The organism is Ruminococcus sp. HUN007 (genome assembly GCF_000712055.1).
Classification (GTDB): Bacteria; Bacillota; Clostridia; order Oscillospirales; family Ruminococcaceae; genus HUN007.
Genome location: NZ_JOOA01000002.1, coordinates 889,739 through 906,521, shown reverse-complemented (window position 1 = coordinate 906,521; position 16,783 = coordinate 889,739). Strand labels below are relative to the sequence as shown.

Annotated in this window: 11 protein-coding genes, 2 tRNA genes, 3 rRNA genes and 1 other annotated feature; all 16 genes read left to right on the top strand. The window is 45.1% G+C overall.

The genetic code is table 11. The features are described from left to right. The first annotated feature begins 99 nt into the window (after nt 1-99). Nucleotides 100-759 (top strand): response regulator transcription factor, encoded by a 660-nt coding sequence (locus CC97_RS08120; RefSeq protein WP_197021845.1) that lies wholly within the window; start codon nt 100-102, stop codon nt 757-759. Then, complete coding sequence (locus CC97_RS08115) at nt 759-1,595, top strand: HAMP domain-containing sensor histidine kinase (protein WP_044974550.1); 837 nt, start codon at nt 759-761, stop codon at nt 1,593-1,595. Before CC97_RS08120 ends, CC97_RS08115 begins: the two co-directional genes overlap by 1 nt. A 456-nt stretch (nt 1,596-2,051) precedes the next feature. Next, nucleotides 2,052-3,561, top strand: a 16S ribosomal RNA gene (locus CC97_RS08110). A gap of 227 nt (nt 3,562-3,788) precedes the next feature. Next, a 23S ribosomal RNA gene (locus CC97_RS08105) occupies nt 3,789-6,613 on the top strand. Between the two features lie 62 nt (nt 6,614-6,675). Continuing rightward, nucleotides 6,676-6,792 (top strand): 5S ribosomal RNA (gene rrf, locus CC97_RS08100). The 16S, 23S and 5S rRNA genes sit together here with 2 tRNA genes alongside, the layout of an rRNA operon. A 7-nt stretch (nt 6,793-6,799) precedes the next feature. Beyond that, nucleotides 6,800-6,872: transfer RNA gene (locus CC97_RS08095), tRNA-Lys, on the top strand. A 25-nt stretch (nt 6,873-6,897) separates the two neighbouring features. Continuing rightward, nucleotides 6,898-6,978 (top strand) — tRNA-Leu (locus CC97_RS08090). Nucleotides 6,979-7,102: 124 nt separating this feature from the next. Then, entirely contained in the window at nt 7,103-7,681 is a 579-nt protein-coding gene (locus CC97_RS08085; protein ID WP_044974549.1) for a phosphate propanoyltransferase, read from the top strand. A gap of 121 nt (nt 7,682-7,802) precedes the next feature. Next, complete coding sequence (locus CC97_RS08080; RefSeq protein WP_044974548.1) at nt 7,803-8,480, top strand: 5'-methylthioadenosine/adenosylhomocysteine nucleosidase; 678 nt, start codon at nt 7,803-7,805, stop codon at nt 8,478-8,480. 11 nt (nt 8,481-8,491) lie between these two features. Next, nucleotides 8,492-9,754: a DUF4026 domain-containing protein gene (locus CC97_RS08075; protein WP_044974547.1), complete on the top strand. Its 1,263-nt coding sequence runs from the start codon at nt 8,492-8,494 to the stop codon at nt 9,752-9,754. Between the two features lie 103 nt (nt 9,755-9,857). Then, nucleotides 9,858-10,850, top strand: coding sequence for a flagellar motor switch protein FliG (gene fliG / locus CC97_RS08070; protein WP_044976892.1), 993 nt, complete (start codon nt 9,858-9,860; stop codon nt 10,848-10,850). Nucleotides 10,851-11,074: 224 nt separating this feature from the next. Further along, nucleotides 11,075-11,656, top strand: a complete 582-nt coding sequence (locus CC97_RS08065; protein ID WP_044974546.1) for a shikimate kinase — start codon at nt 11,075-11,077, stop codon at nt 11,654-11,656. Nucleotides 11,657-11,701: 45 nt separating this feature from the next. Further along, nucleotides 11,702-11,942, top strand: a binding site (T-box leader). A 218-nt stretch (nt 11,943-12,160) separates the two neighbouring features. Beyond that, a complete protein-coding gene (locus tag CC97_RS08060; RefSeq protein ID WP_044974545.1) occupies nt 12,161-13,831 on the top strand; it encodes a 2-isopropylmalate synthase in 1,671 nt (556 codons plus the stop codon). Between the two features lie 2 nt (nt 13,832-13,833). Further along, nucleotides 13,834-15,099 carry a 3-isopropylmalate dehydratase large subunit gene (gene leuC / locus CC97_RS08055; RefSeq protein ID WP_044974544.1) on the top strand — a complete coding sequence of 422 codons (1,266 nt, stop codon included), beginning with the start codon at nt 13,834-13,836 and terminating at the stop codon, nt 15,097-15,099. 18 nt (nt 15,100-15,117) lie between these two features. Continuing rightward, a complete protein-coding gene (gene leuD / locus CC97_RS08050; protein WP_044974543.1) occupies nt 15,118-15,612 on the top strand; it encodes a 3-isopropylmalate dehydratase small subunit in 495 nt (164 codons plus the stop codon). A gap of 12 nt (nt 15,613-15,624) precedes the next feature. Further along, nucleotides 15,625-16,698 carry a 3-isopropylmalate dehydrogenase gene (gene leuB, locus CC97_RS08045; protein WP_044974542.1) on the top strand — a complete coding sequence of 358 codons (1,074 nt, stop codon included), beginning with the start codon at nt 15,625-15,627 and terminating at the stop codon, nt 16,696-16,698. The last annotated feature ends 85 nt before the right edge of the window (nt 16,699-16,783 follow it).

Here is a 16,783-nt window from a genome sequence, read left to right as displayed (position 1 = left end):
CGAAGCCGGATTTCCAGTCAAATCAGTATTTTCCTTGATTTTGATATGATAACATGATATCATAATATAGAATATTTTTGATGAATTTCGGTGAACATAATGACAAAGACAATTTTTATAGTAGAAGATGACAATGCCCTGAATAACGGAATAGCCCTGGCGCTTAAAAACACCGGATATTCCTTTAAGCAGTTTTACAGCCTTGGCGAAGTTAAAGATCCTGACTCCGCCGACCTTATAATACTTGATGTGAATCTTCCTGACGGATACGGATTTGATTTCCTTGAAAAACTTCGCCGTACTTCCGATACGCCAGTAATTATTCTGACAGCCAATGACCTTGAAACAGATGAAGTCACCGGACTTGAACTCGGTGCCGACGATTACATAACCAAGCCCTTCAGCCTCATGGTCTTAAGAGCGAGAATAGATAAGATCCTTAAAAGATCATCACAGTCCGGAGCCTCATGCTATGACGACGGAACATACTTTTTCGACTTTGAAAAAATGGAGTTTACAGTCAAAGGAGATCCGGTGGAACTCAGCAAGACCGAACAGAAGCTTTTAAGGTGCCTCATCAGAAACAAAAACCAGACTCTGACCAGAGAAAAGCTGATCGATGCAGTGTGGACCGGAAGCGAGGAATACGTTGATGAAAACGCACTTTCAGTAACCGTGAACCGTCTGCGTAAGAAACTTGAAGCGTCTGAAACAATAAAAACAGTTTACGGTATCGGATACCTCTGGAGGGTGAACTGATGTTCGGCATAAAAAGAACTCTTGACCGTCTTGATAAAATGCTTGAAGACGGAATAAACGGAACATTTAAGGAATCCGACTACAGCGAGACCAGACTTTCAAAACTTGAATCGAAATGGCTGCGCTATCTTACATCTTCAAAGCTTTCCGCGCAGAAAACAGAAGATGAGCGGAAAAAGCTGAAGGAACTCGTGTCCGATATTTCACATCAGACCAAAACACCGCTTTCAAACATCCTTCTCTACACACAGATCCTTGAAGAGCAGCCCCTCGACGAGCAGAGCCGCATGTGTGTAAACGAGATACGTTCACAGTCGCAAAAACTTGAATTTCTGATAAAATCACTTGTGAAAACATCCCGCCTTGAATCCGGAACATTCCAGATGACTGTTACAGAAAACAATACCGACGACCTTGTAAGACAGGTAATCGGTCAGGTCGCTCCGTCAGCAAAAGCGAAAAATATAAAAATCGAATATTCTTCTGAAAATACAGCAGCCTGCTTTGATGTAAAATGGACTGCGGAAGCGCTTTTCAATATCACAGACAATGCGGTAAAATACTGCCCGGAAAACAGCACGATAAAAATCAGCGCAGAGCCGTACGAGATGTTTGTCTGTATAACTGTAGAAGATAACGGTCCCGGAATCCCTGAAGATGAGCAGCATCTGATATTCGGAAGGTTCTACCGAGGCAAAGCAGTAAGGGAACAGAACGGCGTAGGCATAGGCCTCTATCTCAGCCGTCAGATAATCGAAAGCGAAGGCGGCTACATAACTGTTTCTTCATCAGAAGACGGTGGTGCCGAGTTTAAAGTTTTCCTGAGAAAACACTGATTAAATCAGAAATATGGTTTCGCCGTATTTCCGAGCGGGAAGATGGTGGTGCTTTACCCTCGTATTTCATGATAATCAGAATTTCCTTATGAAAGTAATAATAAATGAAATGATTAATGACCGGATTTGTTAATATAAAAAATCCATGAGTGACAAATAAACTGTGGAACATTAACAAACCCGAAAAATTAAAGAAAAATTCTGAAAAAAGTGTTGACAAGTGCCTTGCGGCGTGATATAATTAAAAAGCTGTCGGACGAGGGAACACTCCGAAAGACAGAATAATAAGTATCTTGAAAATTGAACAATGCACTAAACAATACCCTTGAAGATTCTTTGAGATTAAATTCTCTTGAATTATTTAAGAAGTCAAGCAGAAGACAAAAAAATCTGCAGCTAAGTATTCTGAACAGAGTACAGGAAAGATAATAAACCTGAAAAGGTTATTATAGAACTTTTATAAAGAGTTTGATCCTGGCTCAGGATGAACGCTGGCGGCACGCCTAACACATGCAAGTCGAACGGAGTTTAAGAGAGCTTGCTCTTTTAAACTTAGTGGCGGACGGGTGAGTAACACGTGAGCAACCTGCCTTTCAGAGAGGGATAGCTTCTGGAAACGGATGGTAATACCTCATAACATATTGATACGGCATCGTATTGATATCAAAGATTTATCGCTGAAAGATGGGCTCGCGTCTGATTAGCTGGTTGGTGAGGTAACGGCCCACCAAGGCAACGATCAGTAGCCGGACTGAGAGGTTGAACGGCCACATTGGGACTGAGACACGGCCCAGACTCCTACGGGAGGCAGCAGTGGGGAATATTGCACAATGGGCGCAAGCCTGATGCAGCGATGCCGCGTGAGGGAAGAAGGTTTTTCGGATTGTAAACCTCTGTCATCGGGGACGAAAATGACGGTACCCGAGAAGGAAGCTCCGGCTAACTACGTGCCAGCAGCCGCGGTAATACGTAGGGAGCAAGCGTTATCCGGAATTACTGGGTGTAAAGGGAGTGTAGGCGGGACTGCAAGTCAGATGTGAAATATGCCGGCTCAACTGGCAGACTGCATTTGAAACTGTGGTTCTTGAGTGAAGTAGAGGTAAGCGGAATTCCTAGTGTAGCGGTGAAATGCGTAGATATTAGGAGGAACATCAGTGGCGAAGGCGGCTTACTGGGCTTTAACTGACGCTGAGGCTCGAAAGCGTGGGGAGCAAACAGGATTAGATACCCTGGTAGTCCACGCTGTAAACGATGATTACTAGGTGTGGGGGGACTGACCCCTTCCGTGCCGCAGTTAACACAATAAGTAATCCACCTGGGGAGTACGGCCGCAAGGCTGAAACTCAAAGGAATTGACGGGGGCCCGCACAAGCAGTGGAGTATGTGGTTTAATTCGAAGCAACGCGAAGAACCTTACCAGGTCTTGACATCGAGTGAAATATCAAGAGATTGATATGTCTTCGGACACAAAGACAGGTGGTGCATGGTTGTCGTCAGCTCGTGTCGTGAGATGTTGGGTTAAGTCCCGCAACGAGCGCAACCCTTACCATTAGTTGCTACGCAAGAGCACTCTAATGGGACTGCCGTTGACAAAACGGAGGAAGGTGGGGATGACGTCAAATCATCATGCCCCTTATGACCTGGGCTACACACGTACTACAATGGCAATCGAACAGAGGGAAGCAATACAGCGATGTAAAGCAAAACCCGAAAAATTGTCTCAGTTCGGATTGCAGGCTGCAACCCGCCTGCATGAAGTCGGAATTGCTAGTAATCGCAGATCAGCATGCTGCGGTGAATACGTTCCCGGGCCTTGTACACACCGCCCGTCACACCATGGGAGTCGGTAACACCCGAAGCCAGTAGTCCAACCGCAAGGAGGACGCTGTCGAAGGTGGGATTGATGACTGGGGTGAAGTCGTAACAAGGTAGCCGTATCGGAAGGTGCGGCTGGATCACCTCCTTTCTAAGGAGAACCGTTCTTCTAAGAAGAACAAAATTCCTAAGGTTAGTTCATGGGTAAGACATTGTTCAATTTTGAGGATACTTAAAAAGTATTCTTAACATAGCATCTTGAAAACTGAATATTAAGATATTAAAACTACGAGAAGAAGAACGACAATTTAAAAAAACAAGTTTTTTTAATAGTCAGGTAACAAAATTCTACAGACATAATTTCGAACTGATACAAAAGGTAAAGCTAATAAGAGCGTATGGAGAATGCCTTGGCATTGGGAGCCGATGAAGGACGTGGTCAGCTGCGATAAGCTGCGCGGAGCTGTAAGCAAGCATTGATGCGCAGATTTCCGAATGGAGCAATCCGCATGATTAACAGTCATGCATCATACAGTGAATCAATAGCTGTATGAGGGGAACCCCCTGAACTGAAACATCTAAGTAGGGGGAGGAAGAGAAATCAAACGAGATTTTGTGAGTAGTGGCGAGCGAAAGCGAAAGAGGCCAAACCGGGAACAGCAATGCTCCCGGGGTTGAGGACTGCATTTAGCATTTTAAGTTTTAGCTGAAGTGCATGGGAAGGCACACCAGAGAATGTGACAGTCATGTAAGCGAAAAGACGAGAAAGCGAGCAGGATCCAGAGTACCGCCGGACACGTGAAATCCGGTGGGAAGCCGGGGGGACCACCCTCCAAGCCTGAATACTACCCAATGACCGATAGCGAAGAGTACTGTGAAGGAAAGGTGAAAAGAACCCCGGGAGGGGAGTGAAAAAGAACCTGAAACCATATGCTTACAAGCACATAGAGCACGTCAAGGTGTGATATGGTACCTATTGTAGAATGGTCCGGCGAGTTATCTTACTCAGCAAGGTTAAGTACTTAAGGTACGGAGCCGAAGCGAGAGCGAGTCTTAACAGGGCGTTAAGTTGAGTGAGATAGACCCGAAACCGAGTGACCTAGCCATGTCCAGGCTGAAGTGGAGGTAAAGCTCCATGGAGGGCCGAACCGACCCCCGTTGAAAAGGTGGCGGATGAGGTGTGGCTAGCGGAGAAATTCCAATCGAACTCGGATATAGCTGGTTCTCCTCGAAATAGCTTTAGGGCTAGCGTTGTGAATGATTACCGGAGGTAAAGCACTGAATGGGCTAGGGGTCGAGAGATTACTGAACCCTATCAAACTAAGAATGCCGGATAATAAGATCACAGCAGTCAGACCGTGTGAGATAAGTCTCACGGTCAAAAGGGAAAGAGCCCAGACCCACAGCTAAGGTCCCCAAACAGGTTTAAGTGGAAAAGGATGTGGGGTTGCCCAGACAACCAGGATGTTGGCTTAGAAGCAGCCACTCATTAAAAGAGTGCGTAATAGCTCACTGGTCGAGTGACCCTGCGCCGAAAATTCAACGGGGCTAAAATCTGTACCGAAGCTTGGGATTGATACGCAAGTATCAGTGGTAGAGGAGCGTCGTATCGAGGGTGAAGTCATAGCGGAAGCGATGGTGGACGAGATACGAGTGAGAATGCCGGAATGAGTAGCGAGAATTATGTGAGAATCATAATGGCCGAAAGTCTAAGGTTTTAGGAGGAAGGTTCGTCCGCTCCTAGTAAGCCGGGAGCTAAGGTGAGGCGGAAACGCGTAGCCGATGCACATACGGTGGAAATTCCGTAGCCTCCGAAGTATTTAAGCATGAGGACACTTTTGAAGCGAATAGCCGGGCGCTGGTTGCCCCGGTCGTAAGGGACTGCAATAGCGGGAAGTATTAGTGGAAAGAGGCGAGAAAAGTCATGTGAATATACAAGGAGCCCGTACCGCAAACCGACACAGGTAGACAGGAAGAGAATTCTAAGGCCAACGGGAGAAAGGTTGTTAAGGAACTCGGCAAGTTGACCCCGTAACTTCGGGAGAAGGGGTACTCAGAAATGAGTCGCAGAGAATAGGCCCAAGCGACTGTTTAGCAAAAACACAGCTCTATGCTAAATCGAAAGATGACGTATATGGGGTGACACCTGCCCGGTGCCGGAAGGTTAAGAGGAGGAGTGAGAGCTCTGAATTGAAGCCCCGGTAAACGGCGGCCGTAACTATAACGGTCCTAAGGTAGCGAAATTCCTTGTCAGGTAAGTTCTGACCCGCACGAATGGTGTAACGATTTGGGCACTGTCTCAACAACCTACCCGGCGAAATTGTAGTACCGGTGAAGATGCCGGTTACCTGCGACTAGACGGAAAGACCCCATGGAGCTTCACTGTAGCTTAATATTGGATTTCGGTATTTCATGTACAGGATAGGTGGGAGACTGGGAAACACGGACGTCAGTTTGTGTGGAGTCGCTGTTGGGATACCACTCTTGAAGTGCTGGAATTCTAACCTGTGACCATGAATCTGGTCAGGGGACAATGTTAGGTGGGCAGTTTGACTGGGGCGGTCGCCTCCTAAAAGGTAACGGAGGCGCTCAAAGGTTGGCTCAGTATGGATGGAAACCATACCAGAGAGTGTAAACGCAAAAGCCAGCCTGACTGCGAGACTGACGGGTCGAGCAGGAACGAAAGTTGGAGTTAGTGATCCGGCGGTATGTGAGTGGAAATGCCGTCGCTCAACGGATAAAAGCTACCCTGGGGATAACAGGCTGATCTCCCCCAAGAGTCCACATCGACGGGGAGGTTTGGCACCTCGATGTCGGCTCATCGCATCCTGGGGCTGAATTCGGTCCCAAGGGTTTGGCTGTTCGCCAATTAAAGCGGTACGCGAGCTGGGTTCAGAACGTCGTGAGACAGTTCGGTCCCTATCTGTCGTGGGCGAAGGATATTTGAAAGGAGCTGTCCCTAGTACGAGAGGACCGGGATGGACGCACCTCTGGTGCACCAGTTGTCACGCCAGTGGCACAGCTGGGCAGCTAAGTGCGGATCGGATAAACGCTGAAGGCATCTAAGCGTGAAGCCGGCCTTAAGATAAGATATCCCATCGAAAGAGTAAGACCCCTCAAAGACTAAGAGGTTGATAGGCTTAACGTGTAAGCATCGTGAGGTGTTAAGCGAGTGAGTACTAATCGGTCGAGGGCTTTTCCTAGAGTATCAGGAAAGTCTGTAGAGAAATCGTAGAAAGAAATCGGAATATTCAGTTTAAAGATAGTCGGTGTTAATGGCAAAGAGGTCCCACCTGTTCCCATTCCGAACACAGAAGTTAAGCTCTTTTACGTCGAAAATACTCGGTTGGCGACGACCCGGGAAGATAGATAGACGCCGGCACTTATATGCACCATTAGCTCAGTTGGTAGAGCAACTGACTCTTAATCAGTGGGTCCTGGGTTCGAGCCCCCGATGGTGCACTGACCGAAAGGTCTAACTTAATATGCGAGCGTGCTGGAATTGGCAGACAGGCACGTTTGAGGGGCGTGTGTCTTCGACGTACGGGTTCAAGTCCCGTCGCTCGCACTTAAAAGCATTTTGCATTGGTTGCAGAATGCTTTCTTTTTTTATACCGATACCTTGACGAATAATGCAAAAAGTAGTACAATTATTAAGATAAAAGAAATTCATTAAAGGAGTTTTTTAAAAAATGGCTAAAAATTTTATTGTTGAAACATCAGCAAGACACGTACACGTAACTCAGGAAGCTCTTGAAACACTTTTCGGCAAGGGTGCAACTCTTACACACAAGAAGGATCTTTCACAGCCAGGCCAGTTTGCCAGCGAAGAAAGAGTAACAATCATTGGACCTAAGAAGGAACTCGCTAACGTATCTATCCTCGGACCTGTACGTTCAGCAAACCAGGTTGAATTATCAGCAACAGATGCACGTTCTATCGGTATTGCAGCTCCTGTAAGAGAATCAGGCGACATTTCTGGTTCAGGTGCATGTAAGATCGTTGGTCCATGCGGCGAAGTTGAGATCAGCGAAGGTGTTATCGTTGCTAAGCGTCACATTCACCTTACACCTGCTGATGCTGAAGAACTCGGCGTAAAGGACAAGGACATCGTATGGGTTAAGCTTGACACAAACGGAAGAAAAGCTATTCTCGGCGACGTTGTAGTTCGTGTTTCAGATAAGTTTGCAAGAGCTATGCACATCGATACAGACGAATCAAACGCTGTTGGTGCTTCAGGCAATCTTATGGGCGAGATCGTTAAGCTCTGATCTTTTATATCTGTAAACTAAACATAAACAGATGATTAAAGCAGGAAGTTTCATTCAACAAATTTCCTGCCTTAATTTTATTCAGCCATTTTCAGAAAACCAGTGAAAGGAAATCAGAAAAATGAATACAATCGGAATAATCGGTGCTATGCCATCGGAACTTGCAGACATCAGAAATACTCTTAAAGATGCGGAAATAAAGCGTATTTCAGGATTTGACTTTTATATCAATGAAGTATCCGGTAAAAAAGTTATTAATGCATGCTGCGGTATCGCAAAGGTCAATGCTGCGTTATGTGCACAGGTGCTTATAGATAATTTCAGGCCTGATGCAGTCATCAACGCAGGTATTGCCGGTGGTATGGACAGCAGTATAAAAGTATGCGACATAGTTGTTTCAAATGAAGTTCTTCCGCATGATCTTGACCTTCATTTTCTGAAGGATTATCCGCCTTACTGCGGAATTTTCAAAGCGGATGAAAAACTTATTCAAACAGCTGTTAATACCTGTACAAAGCAGGGTGTAAAGAGCTTTGTCGGCAGGATTGTTTCCGGTGAAGCATTTATCACAGATACAGCTGTAAAAAACGGTATCAAGGAAAAGTTCGATCCGTTTGCTGTTGATATGGAAAGTGCAGCGGTCGGACACTGCGCATATTTAAATGAAGTGCCTTTCGTAAGCGTAAGATGCATTTCTGACAATGCTGATGACGAAGGCGCTATGTCATTTGATGAATTTGAAAAGATAGCAGCCAAAAGGGTAGCAGACGTAGTTCTTGAAATGGTTGAAGTACTCTGAGGGAGGAAAATATGAAAAGCGGAATAATCAAAAAAACCACTTCATACATCATGGGTATTCCTATGAATGATGCAGATATAGATACACCGGGTCTTATCTATGACAGAATAAAAGCAAATGAAGAATTTGATCTTAAGAATATTTCTTTCGATGACAAGAACATGTGTCCTATGATCACTGTCGGATACAAAGACATGGAATTTGTGGTGGATCTTAAAATAGAGCCGGTAAGTGCAATATCTCCTGACTTCATGTTCAGCCATCCTGTTCCGGATGAATGCATGAAGCAGATCAAGCAGGCGAAAGTCGGACTGACTGTTTCACTTACATTCAGTGATGATATACTTGCTTCTCATCATTTCCAGCTTAAGCTGCTTAACTGTGCAGTACCTGAACTTGCAGCAGTGGCTGACTTCAATGTAAGAAGGATCTTCTCACCGGTATGGCTCAGACAGGTCGCAGCATCGGCAGTATCACCGGGTCCGTCATATATCTATTCTATCAATATTGCAGCTGACAGGGAAAATTCCTCTGAAGGCAGTGAAAGAGCATGGATCTTTACACAGGGACTTAACCGCTGCGGATTTATGGAACTTGAAGTAATAAACGCCGAAGGAAAGAACATTGACTTTTACGCTACGGCAATCAGCATTACTGCCAACAAGGCTATAACAGAGAGAACATTCCCGGGTGAAATGGAACCGTTTGATGTTGCCTCACTTGAAGACGGAAAGAAGCTTACTACTTCATGGCGTTTCTGGAAAGGCGAAGAAGGGGTATATCCTGAGGGTGTACTTGGAACAGGCAAAAGAAGACCAAGGGTCCAGCAGCTTTTCAACGGTATTCTGTTTATCGGACCTAATGACGGCGGTGAAAAGAAACTGGTAAGAGCAAGTGATGTGACTCCGTTTTCACTTGAAAAGGCTGTTATAGAATACTCTCCGGAAGAGTCAGAAAGAATCACTGTACTCGCACAGGAGACTATTCCTCATTTCATCAAGGGTTTTGCTGTACCGGGAGCAAAGGGCATAGTAAAGGTAAAACTGGATGCCGCTGAAGGATCAGGAAATGATGCCGAGTATGTATGGGCTGAAGTTGATACCGTAAGCGAAGGAACAGTTTACTGTACAGCAGTTCACGATTCACTTTTCTCGGAAGAAATAAAGGCAAATGAAAAATTCCAGACCGGCATAAACAAAATTGCTGACTGGCTTCTTAATATAAGGGGCAGCAGAGTGGCTCCTGACAACGCTTTTCTTGTAAAAATCAATTAAATATTATATCTGCTATTGAATTTTATTTTAGTTAATGTTAAAATAATATATATGACTTTTATTATGATTATTCGAGGGAAGTGAAACAAGATTGAAAGCCAAAATGGATTCGATTACTAAGGCAGCTTCGATCATCATCGCACTCGGGGCAGATGTTTCTTCGGAAATATTCAAATATTTGCGTGATGATGAAATAGAAGAGCTGTCTATTCAGATATCAAAAATGGATTCCATTACTCCTCAGCAGTCACAGGAGATAATGAATGAATTCTATGAACAGTGCGTTCAGCAGAAGGTTATCGCCGAGGGCGGTGAGTCCTATGCCAAAGACGTTCTTCTCAAGGCGTTCGGTAAGGAAAGAGCCGGGGAAGTTATGGAGAGGATCAACAAAAACGGTCGTCAGGTCGCTTTTGAATTTCTCAAGAAAGTTGACTACAAAACAATACTCATGATGATACAGAACGAGCATCCGCAGACGATCGCTCTTGTTCTCTCGTATACCGCTCCTGAGGTGGCGTCCAAGATACTTGCGGAACTGCCTCCTAACCTTCAGGTCAGCGTTTTCCAGCGTATTGCTAATCTTGACCGTACTTCACCGGAAGTCATCAAGGTCGTTGAAAACATCATGCTCAAGAAGCTCGGTTCAATGGCTTCTGTTGATATGGCGGAAGTCGGCGGTATCAAGTATCTTGCCGAAGTAATGAACAACGTCGATATGAAGACGGAAAAATACATTTTCGACGAGATCAGCGGAACTACTCCGGAGCTTGTCGAGGAAATCAGAAAGAGAATGTTCGTTTTCGAAGACATCACGCGTCTCGACAACATGGAGATCCAGGCGTTCATCAGAGAATGCGACACCAAAGACCTTACAATTGCACTCAAGACTGCTTCGCAGGAGATCTCCGATGCTATTTTCGGAAACATGTCGCAGCGTCAGCAGGAAACTATCAAGACAGATATGCAGTACCTGCATAATATCCGTATGAGTGACGTTGAAGAAGCTCAGCAGAGGATCATTGCAGTTATCAGAAAGCTCGAGGAACAGGGTACGATCGTTATTTCAAAGGGCGAAAAGGACGCTATTATCGAGTAATTTTCAAAGAAACATCAAGTACAGTGAACATTATATTTATTTTAATGTTCACTGTTTTTTTATTCCTTGCGGAATTCTTTACAGTATCATGATGGTTATCTGTTAACACATGACGGCTTGAAAAAAAGACTGAATTATGATAATATTATTCTATAGGAAAATGAGAATATCAAAGGGAATAGATTATTACAGAAGTTTTATTTGATTTTAGAAAAGGATCATTTATGAAAATATTGTTGTTTGGTGTATCATGTGTCGGAAAATCTACTGTCGGGGAAATACTCGCGAAAAAGTTAGGGTATAAGTATTTTGATCTTGATGATGAAGTTAAGAAGTATTTCAATACTACTATTGACAGCTTTGTCAATACTGGCTGGCTGTATGACAGAGATATGAAACGGGGAGAAGTTCTTAGAAATATTATTCATCATAATGATGATCTTGTACTCGCTGTCACACCGGTGTATTATATAACAGGGATAAAAAGATACATTCAGTCACCGGATTTTTTAAGAATAGAGCTTTATGATTCTCCTGAGAATATTTTTGAAAGAATTATTTATACAGATGAAAATGATGAAGTATATGATAATGAAGAGTATAAGCAGAGTCACAGGAAAGAACTGATAAGGGAAATAAAAAAAGATATCACATGCTATGGAGCCAAATACAAAAGTATCGGAATGAGCGGACGGTTCAATATAAACGGAGATTCAGCAGAAGCAGCCGCTGACCGGCTCATTACGGAATATAACCTGAAAGGCGGCCTGCAGGTTAAGATCGTGTTTAATTCTGAATTATTTTAAATTTCCTATTGACAATTACATGAAAACCGATTATAATAAACACATACAAATGCGATGAAGGGAAATAAAACCTTTGAAGTCTTTTCAGAGAGCTGCCGTTTGGTGCGAGGCAGTAAGATGATAATGGTCATAGCTCCTCCCTGAGCAGTCGGCTGAAAGATAACGAGTAAGCTTGAACGGGTTCTCCCGTTACAGAGAAACGTATTGAATGATGCGGATGAGTGGGTGTGCATATAAGCATACCAAAAAGAGTGGTACCACGGAGAAAAATTACTTCGTCTCTTTTATGTTTCGAAAGGAACATAAAAGGGACGTTTTTGTTTTATCCGGGATATTTGAGAAGATCCTATGCCGGCAGGATCTGACTCCCTGCAGTGGAAAATCCATTCAGCATCGCTGTTTATATTATTTCGTATGCGGACGATCAGATCCGCGGCGAAAAATTTAAATGACAGTGATTAGTCATCTGCAAAAATTATTTTTTCTTTGAAAGGAATTTTTGCTATGAAAAATGCAGACAAGTACACCAGACAGTTTTTTGAAGCTCCGAAGACAAAAATGAAATGGACCGAAAAGTCCTACATTGACAAGGCGCCGCAGTGGTGCAGTGTAGACCTCAGGGACGGTAATCAGGCTCTCATTACTCCGATGAGCCTTGAGGAAAAACTCGAGTTCTACAAAATGCTCATAAAGATCGGTTTTAAGGAGATCGAGATCGGATTTCCGGCTGCTTCCGAAACGGAGTATGAATTCTGCCGGACGCTTATTGAAAATGATATGATCCCGGACGATGTATCTATTCAGGTACTTACTCAGTCACGTGAACACATAATCGCAAAAACCTTTGAAGCACTCAAAGGTGCGAAAAATGCTATAATACATCTTTACAATTCAACTTCTGTTGCACAGCGTGAACAGGTATTTAAGAAAAGCAAGGAGGAAATAACCGAAATTGCCGTATCGGGCGCAAAGCTCTGTATGGAATACCGTGAAAAGACGGAAGGCAATTTCCGTTTTGAATATTCACCTGAAAGCTTTACCGGAACGGAACCTGAATATGCACTCGAGATATGCAATGCAGTTCTCGATGTGTGGAAGCCGAAGGCTGATGACAAGGTGATAATCAATCTCCCTGTTACGGTCTCACATTCAATGCCTCATGTCTATGCCAATCAGGTCGAGTACATGTGTGAGAATCTTAAATACCGTGAGAATGTTATTGTCTCACTCCACCCGCACAACGACCGCGGATGTGCGATCGCAGATACCGAAATGGGACTTCTCGCTGGTGCTGACCGTGTTGAAGGTACTCTTTTCGGAAACGGCGAGCGTACCGGAAACGTTGATATAATCACTCTTGCACTCAACATGTTCTCACAGGGCGTTGATCCGGGACTTGATTTTTCGAATATTCCGGAAATAACTGAAGTTTACGAAAATGTCACAAGAATGAGAGTCTACGAACGTCAGCCATACAGCGGCCAGCTCGTGTTTGCTGCTTTCAGCGGATCGCATCAGGATGCCATAGCCAAGGGCATGAAGTGGCGTGAAAACAAAGGCTGTGACATGTGGAACGTTCCGTATCTTCCGATCGATCCTTCCGATGTGGGACGTACCTACGAGACCGATGTCATCAGGATCAACAGCCAGTCCGGCAAGGGCGGCATAGGATATCTCATGGAAACAAAGTTCGGCATGAATATTCCGGTGAAGATGAGAGAGGAATTCGGCTACAAGGTGAAGAACATCTCCGATCACGCACACAAGGAACTTCTTCCGGGCGATGTGTTCAGAATATTCACAGAAGAATACGTAAACATCAGTACGCCGGTAACTATCAAAGAGATCCACTACGTGCAGGGTGACGGTATCGAGGCCAACATCACCCTCGAGTATAACGGCAAAAAGGCGAGCATAACAAATAACGGTAACGGTCGTCTCGATGCTGTAAGCAATGCCCTCAAGTCCTACCTCGGACTTAAATACACGATAGAGACCTATACGGAACACGCTCTTGAAAGCAGTTCAGCATCAAAGGCTGTTTCCTATGTGGGAATCAAAAATGAAGACGGAAGCCTTTCATGGGGAACCGGTATCGACACCGATATCATAATGTCTTCAGCAAAGGCACTTGTAAGCGCAGTAAATAAATCTATGAAAGAAAGCAGGGCGTAATTATGGGAATGACAATGACTCAGAAGATACTGGCTGCTCATGCCGGAGTGGATAAGGTCGAAAGCGGCGAACTAATCATGGTCGATCTTGATCTGGTGCTCGGAAACGACATCACATCTCCGGTTGCCATAAAGGAATTTAACAAACTCGGAAAAAAAGATGTTTTCGATAAGGATAAGGTGACAATGGTCATGGACCATTTCGCTCCGAACAAGGACATCAAGGCAGCAGAGCAGTGTAAGATGTGCCGTGAGTTCTGCGGTGAAAAGTCGATCACCAATTTCTTCGACGTCGGACAGATGGGCATTGAACACGCTCTGCTTCCGGAAAAAGGGCTTGTTGTTGCAGGAGATGCAGTTATCGGTGCCGATTCACACACCTGTACCTACGGCGCTCTCGGTGCTTTCTCGACCGGAGTGGGTTCAACGGACATGGCCTGCGGAATGGCGACAGGAAAGGCATGGTTCAAAGTACCTGAAGCTATAAAATTCGTTCTTAAGGGAAGCTTCAGAAAGTACGTTTCCGGAAAGGATCTTATTCTTCACATAATCGGTATGATAGGTGTTGACGGAGCACTTTACAAGTCCATGGAATTTACAGGCGAAGGCCTTATGAGCCTCAGCATGGACGACAGGCTGTGCATTGCAAACATGGCTATTGAAGCCGGTGCAAAGAACGGCATTTTTGAAGTGGATGACATCACACTTAAGTACATTGCCGAACACAGCGACAGAAAACCGGTTATCTATAAAGCTGATGAGGATGCAGTTTACGAAAGAGTTATTGAGATAGATCTTTCCGAAATTAAGTCAACAGTTGCTTTCCCTCATCTTCCGGAAAATGCAAAAACATTTGACGAGATTGGCGATGTCAGAATAGATCAGGTCGTTATCGGATCATGTACAAACGGAAGGCTTGAAGATCTGGCGGCAGCAGCGGAGATACTCAAAGGAAGAAAGGTCGCACCGCACGTAAGGACAATAATTATTCCGGCTACCCAGAAGATTTACCTTGAAGCAATGGAAAAAGGATATCTTAAAACATTCATTGAAGCCGGTGCAGTTGTTTCGACACCGACCTGCGGACCGTGTCTCGGCGGACACATGGGCATTCTCGCGGAAGGCGAGCGTGCAGTTGCGACAACGAACAGAAACTTTGTGGGAAGAATGGGACATCCGGGTTCGGAGGTTTATCTTGCAGGTCCGGCTGTTGCGGCAGCGAGTGCCGTTGCCGGAAAACTTGCTGATCCTGCAGCAGTAATGGCGTGATTTACGGAGGTATTTGCTATGAAATACGAAGGCACAGTAATTAAGTACGGCGACAACGTTGACACAGACGTTATAATCCCGGCAAGATATCTTAACACCAGCGACAGAAAGGAACTGGCTTCACACTGCATGGAAGACCTAGATACTTTATTTACAGGCAGGGTAAAGGCCGGGGACATAATGGTGGCAGGCCAGAATTTCGGATGCGGTTCATCAAGGGAACATGCACCTATTGCGATAAAGGAGAGCGGAATTTCAATAGTTATCGCAAAGAGCTTTGCTCGTATCTTTTACAGAAATGCCATCAACATAGGGCTCGGAATAGTTGAATGTCCTGAGGCTGCTGCTGAAATATCCGAGGGAGATGAAGTAGTGGCAGACATGGACGCAGGCGTTATCACAAACAAAACAACAGGGAAGCAGTATAAGACTGCACCGTTCCCTGAATTCGTTCAGAAGATCATTGAAAACGGCGGACTTGTAAAGTCCATCGCCGACGGAATAATAAAGTAGGAGGATACGCTCATGAAATACAGTATAGCATTACTGAAGGGCGACGGTATCGGTCCTGAGATAGTTGACAGCGCAGTTGAAGTGCTGAAAAAGGTTGGTGCAAAGTACGGCCATGAGTTTGAGTTTACCCCTTACCTTATCGGCGGATGTGCGATCGATGCAACGGGTGAGCCGCTTCCGGAGGAAACGGTAAAGGGATGTCTTGCAAGCGACAGTGTCCTCCTCGGAGCGGTGGGAGGTCCGAAGTGGGATAACCTGCCGGGAGGCAAAAGACCTGAAAAGGCACTGCTCGGTATAAGATCGGCTCTCGGACTGTTTACAAATCTTCGTCCGGCAAAGCTTTACCCGGCACTTAAGAATGCCTCACCGCTGAGAGCGGATATTGTTGCGGGTGGTTTTGAACTGATGATAGTCCGCGAGCTGACAGGCGGCATCTACTTCGGTGAGCGCGGAAGACGCGAGGGAAAATACGGTCCTGAGGCGTTTGATACGGAAGCATACAGCCGAATGGAGATCGAACGTATCGGCAGGGTGGCCTTTGAGACAGCGATGAAGAGAAACAGAAAGCTTGTAAGCATCGACAAGGCGAATGTACTCGAAACATCGCGTCTGTGGCGTGAGATCATGCATGAAATGTCGAAGGAATACTCGGAAGTTGAGTACTCCGACATGCTCGTTGACAATGCGGCCATGCAGCTTGTAAGAAATCCCGGTCAGTTTGACGTAATAGTTACTTCAAACATGTTCGGTGACATCCTGTCCGATGAAGCTTCCCAGATAACCGGTTCCATCGGCATGCTTGCATCTGCTTCACTCGGAAGCACAAAGCGCGGCATGTACGAACCTATACACGGTTCTGCACCCGACATTGCCGGTCAGAACAAGGCAAATCCGATAGCAACCGTTCTGTCGGCGGCTATGATGCTCCGCTATTCATTTGATCTGAAAGAAGAAGCAGACTGCATTGAAAAGGCAGTGGACGCAGTTCTTGAAAAAGGTTTCAGAACTGCAGATCTTCTTGGAACATCCGGTGGAAATGCGCTCAGCTGCACTGAGATGACTGAAAAAATACTTGAAAATATCTGAAAAAACTCAGCATATCCGGTACAAATACGTGCCGGATATGCTGAGCTTCGTTTTGGTATTCTTTTTCATGTATGAAGAAGTGAAG

What these genes read in the sequence shown, in the direction of transcription:
- CC97_RS08120 (WP_197021845.1), top strand. Translation starts at nt 100, where the DNA reads ATGACAAAGACAATTTTTATAGTAGAAGATGACAATGCCCTGAATAAC.
- CC97_RS08115 (WP_044974550.1), top strand. Translation starts at nt 759, where the DNA reads ATGTTCGGCATAAAAAGAACTCTTGACCGTCTTGATAAAATGCTTGAA.
- CC97_RS08085 (WP_044974549.1), top strand. Translation starts at nt 7,103, where the DNA reads ATGGCTAAAAATTTTATTGTTGAAACATCAGCAAGACACGTACACGTA.
- CC97_RS08080 (WP_044974548.1), top strand. Translation starts at nt 7,803, where the DNA reads ATGAATACAATCGGAATAATCGGTGCTATGCCATCGGAACTTGCAGAC.
- CC97_RS08075 (WP_044974547.1), top strand. Translation starts at nt 8,492, where the DNA reads ATGAAAAGCGGAATAATCAAAAAAACCACTTCATACATCATGGGTATT.
- fliG (WP_044976892.1), top strand. Translation starts at nt 9,858, where the DNA reads ATGGATTCGATTACTAAGGCAGCTTCGATCATCATCGCACTCGGGGCA.
- CC97_RS08065 (WP_044974546.1), top strand. Translation starts at nt 11,075, where the DNA reads ATGAAAATATTGTTGTTTGGTGTATCATGTGTCGGAAAATCTACTGTC.
- CC97_RS08060 (WP_044974545.1), top strand. Translation starts at nt 12,161, where the DNA reads ATGAAAAATGCAGACAAGTACACCAGACAGTTTTTTGAAGCTCCGAAG.
- leuC (WP_044974544.1), top strand. Translation starts at nt 13,834, where the DNA reads ATGGGAATGACAATGACTCAGAAGATACTGGCTGCTCATGCCGGAGTG.
- leuD (WP_044974543.1), top strand. Translation starts at nt 15,118, where the DNA reads ATGAAATACGAAGGCACAGTAATTAAGTACGGCGACAACGTTGACACA.
- leuB (WP_044974542.1), top strand. Translation starts at nt 15,625, where the DNA reads ATGAAATACAGTATAGCATTACTGAAGGGCGACGGTATCGGTCCTGAG.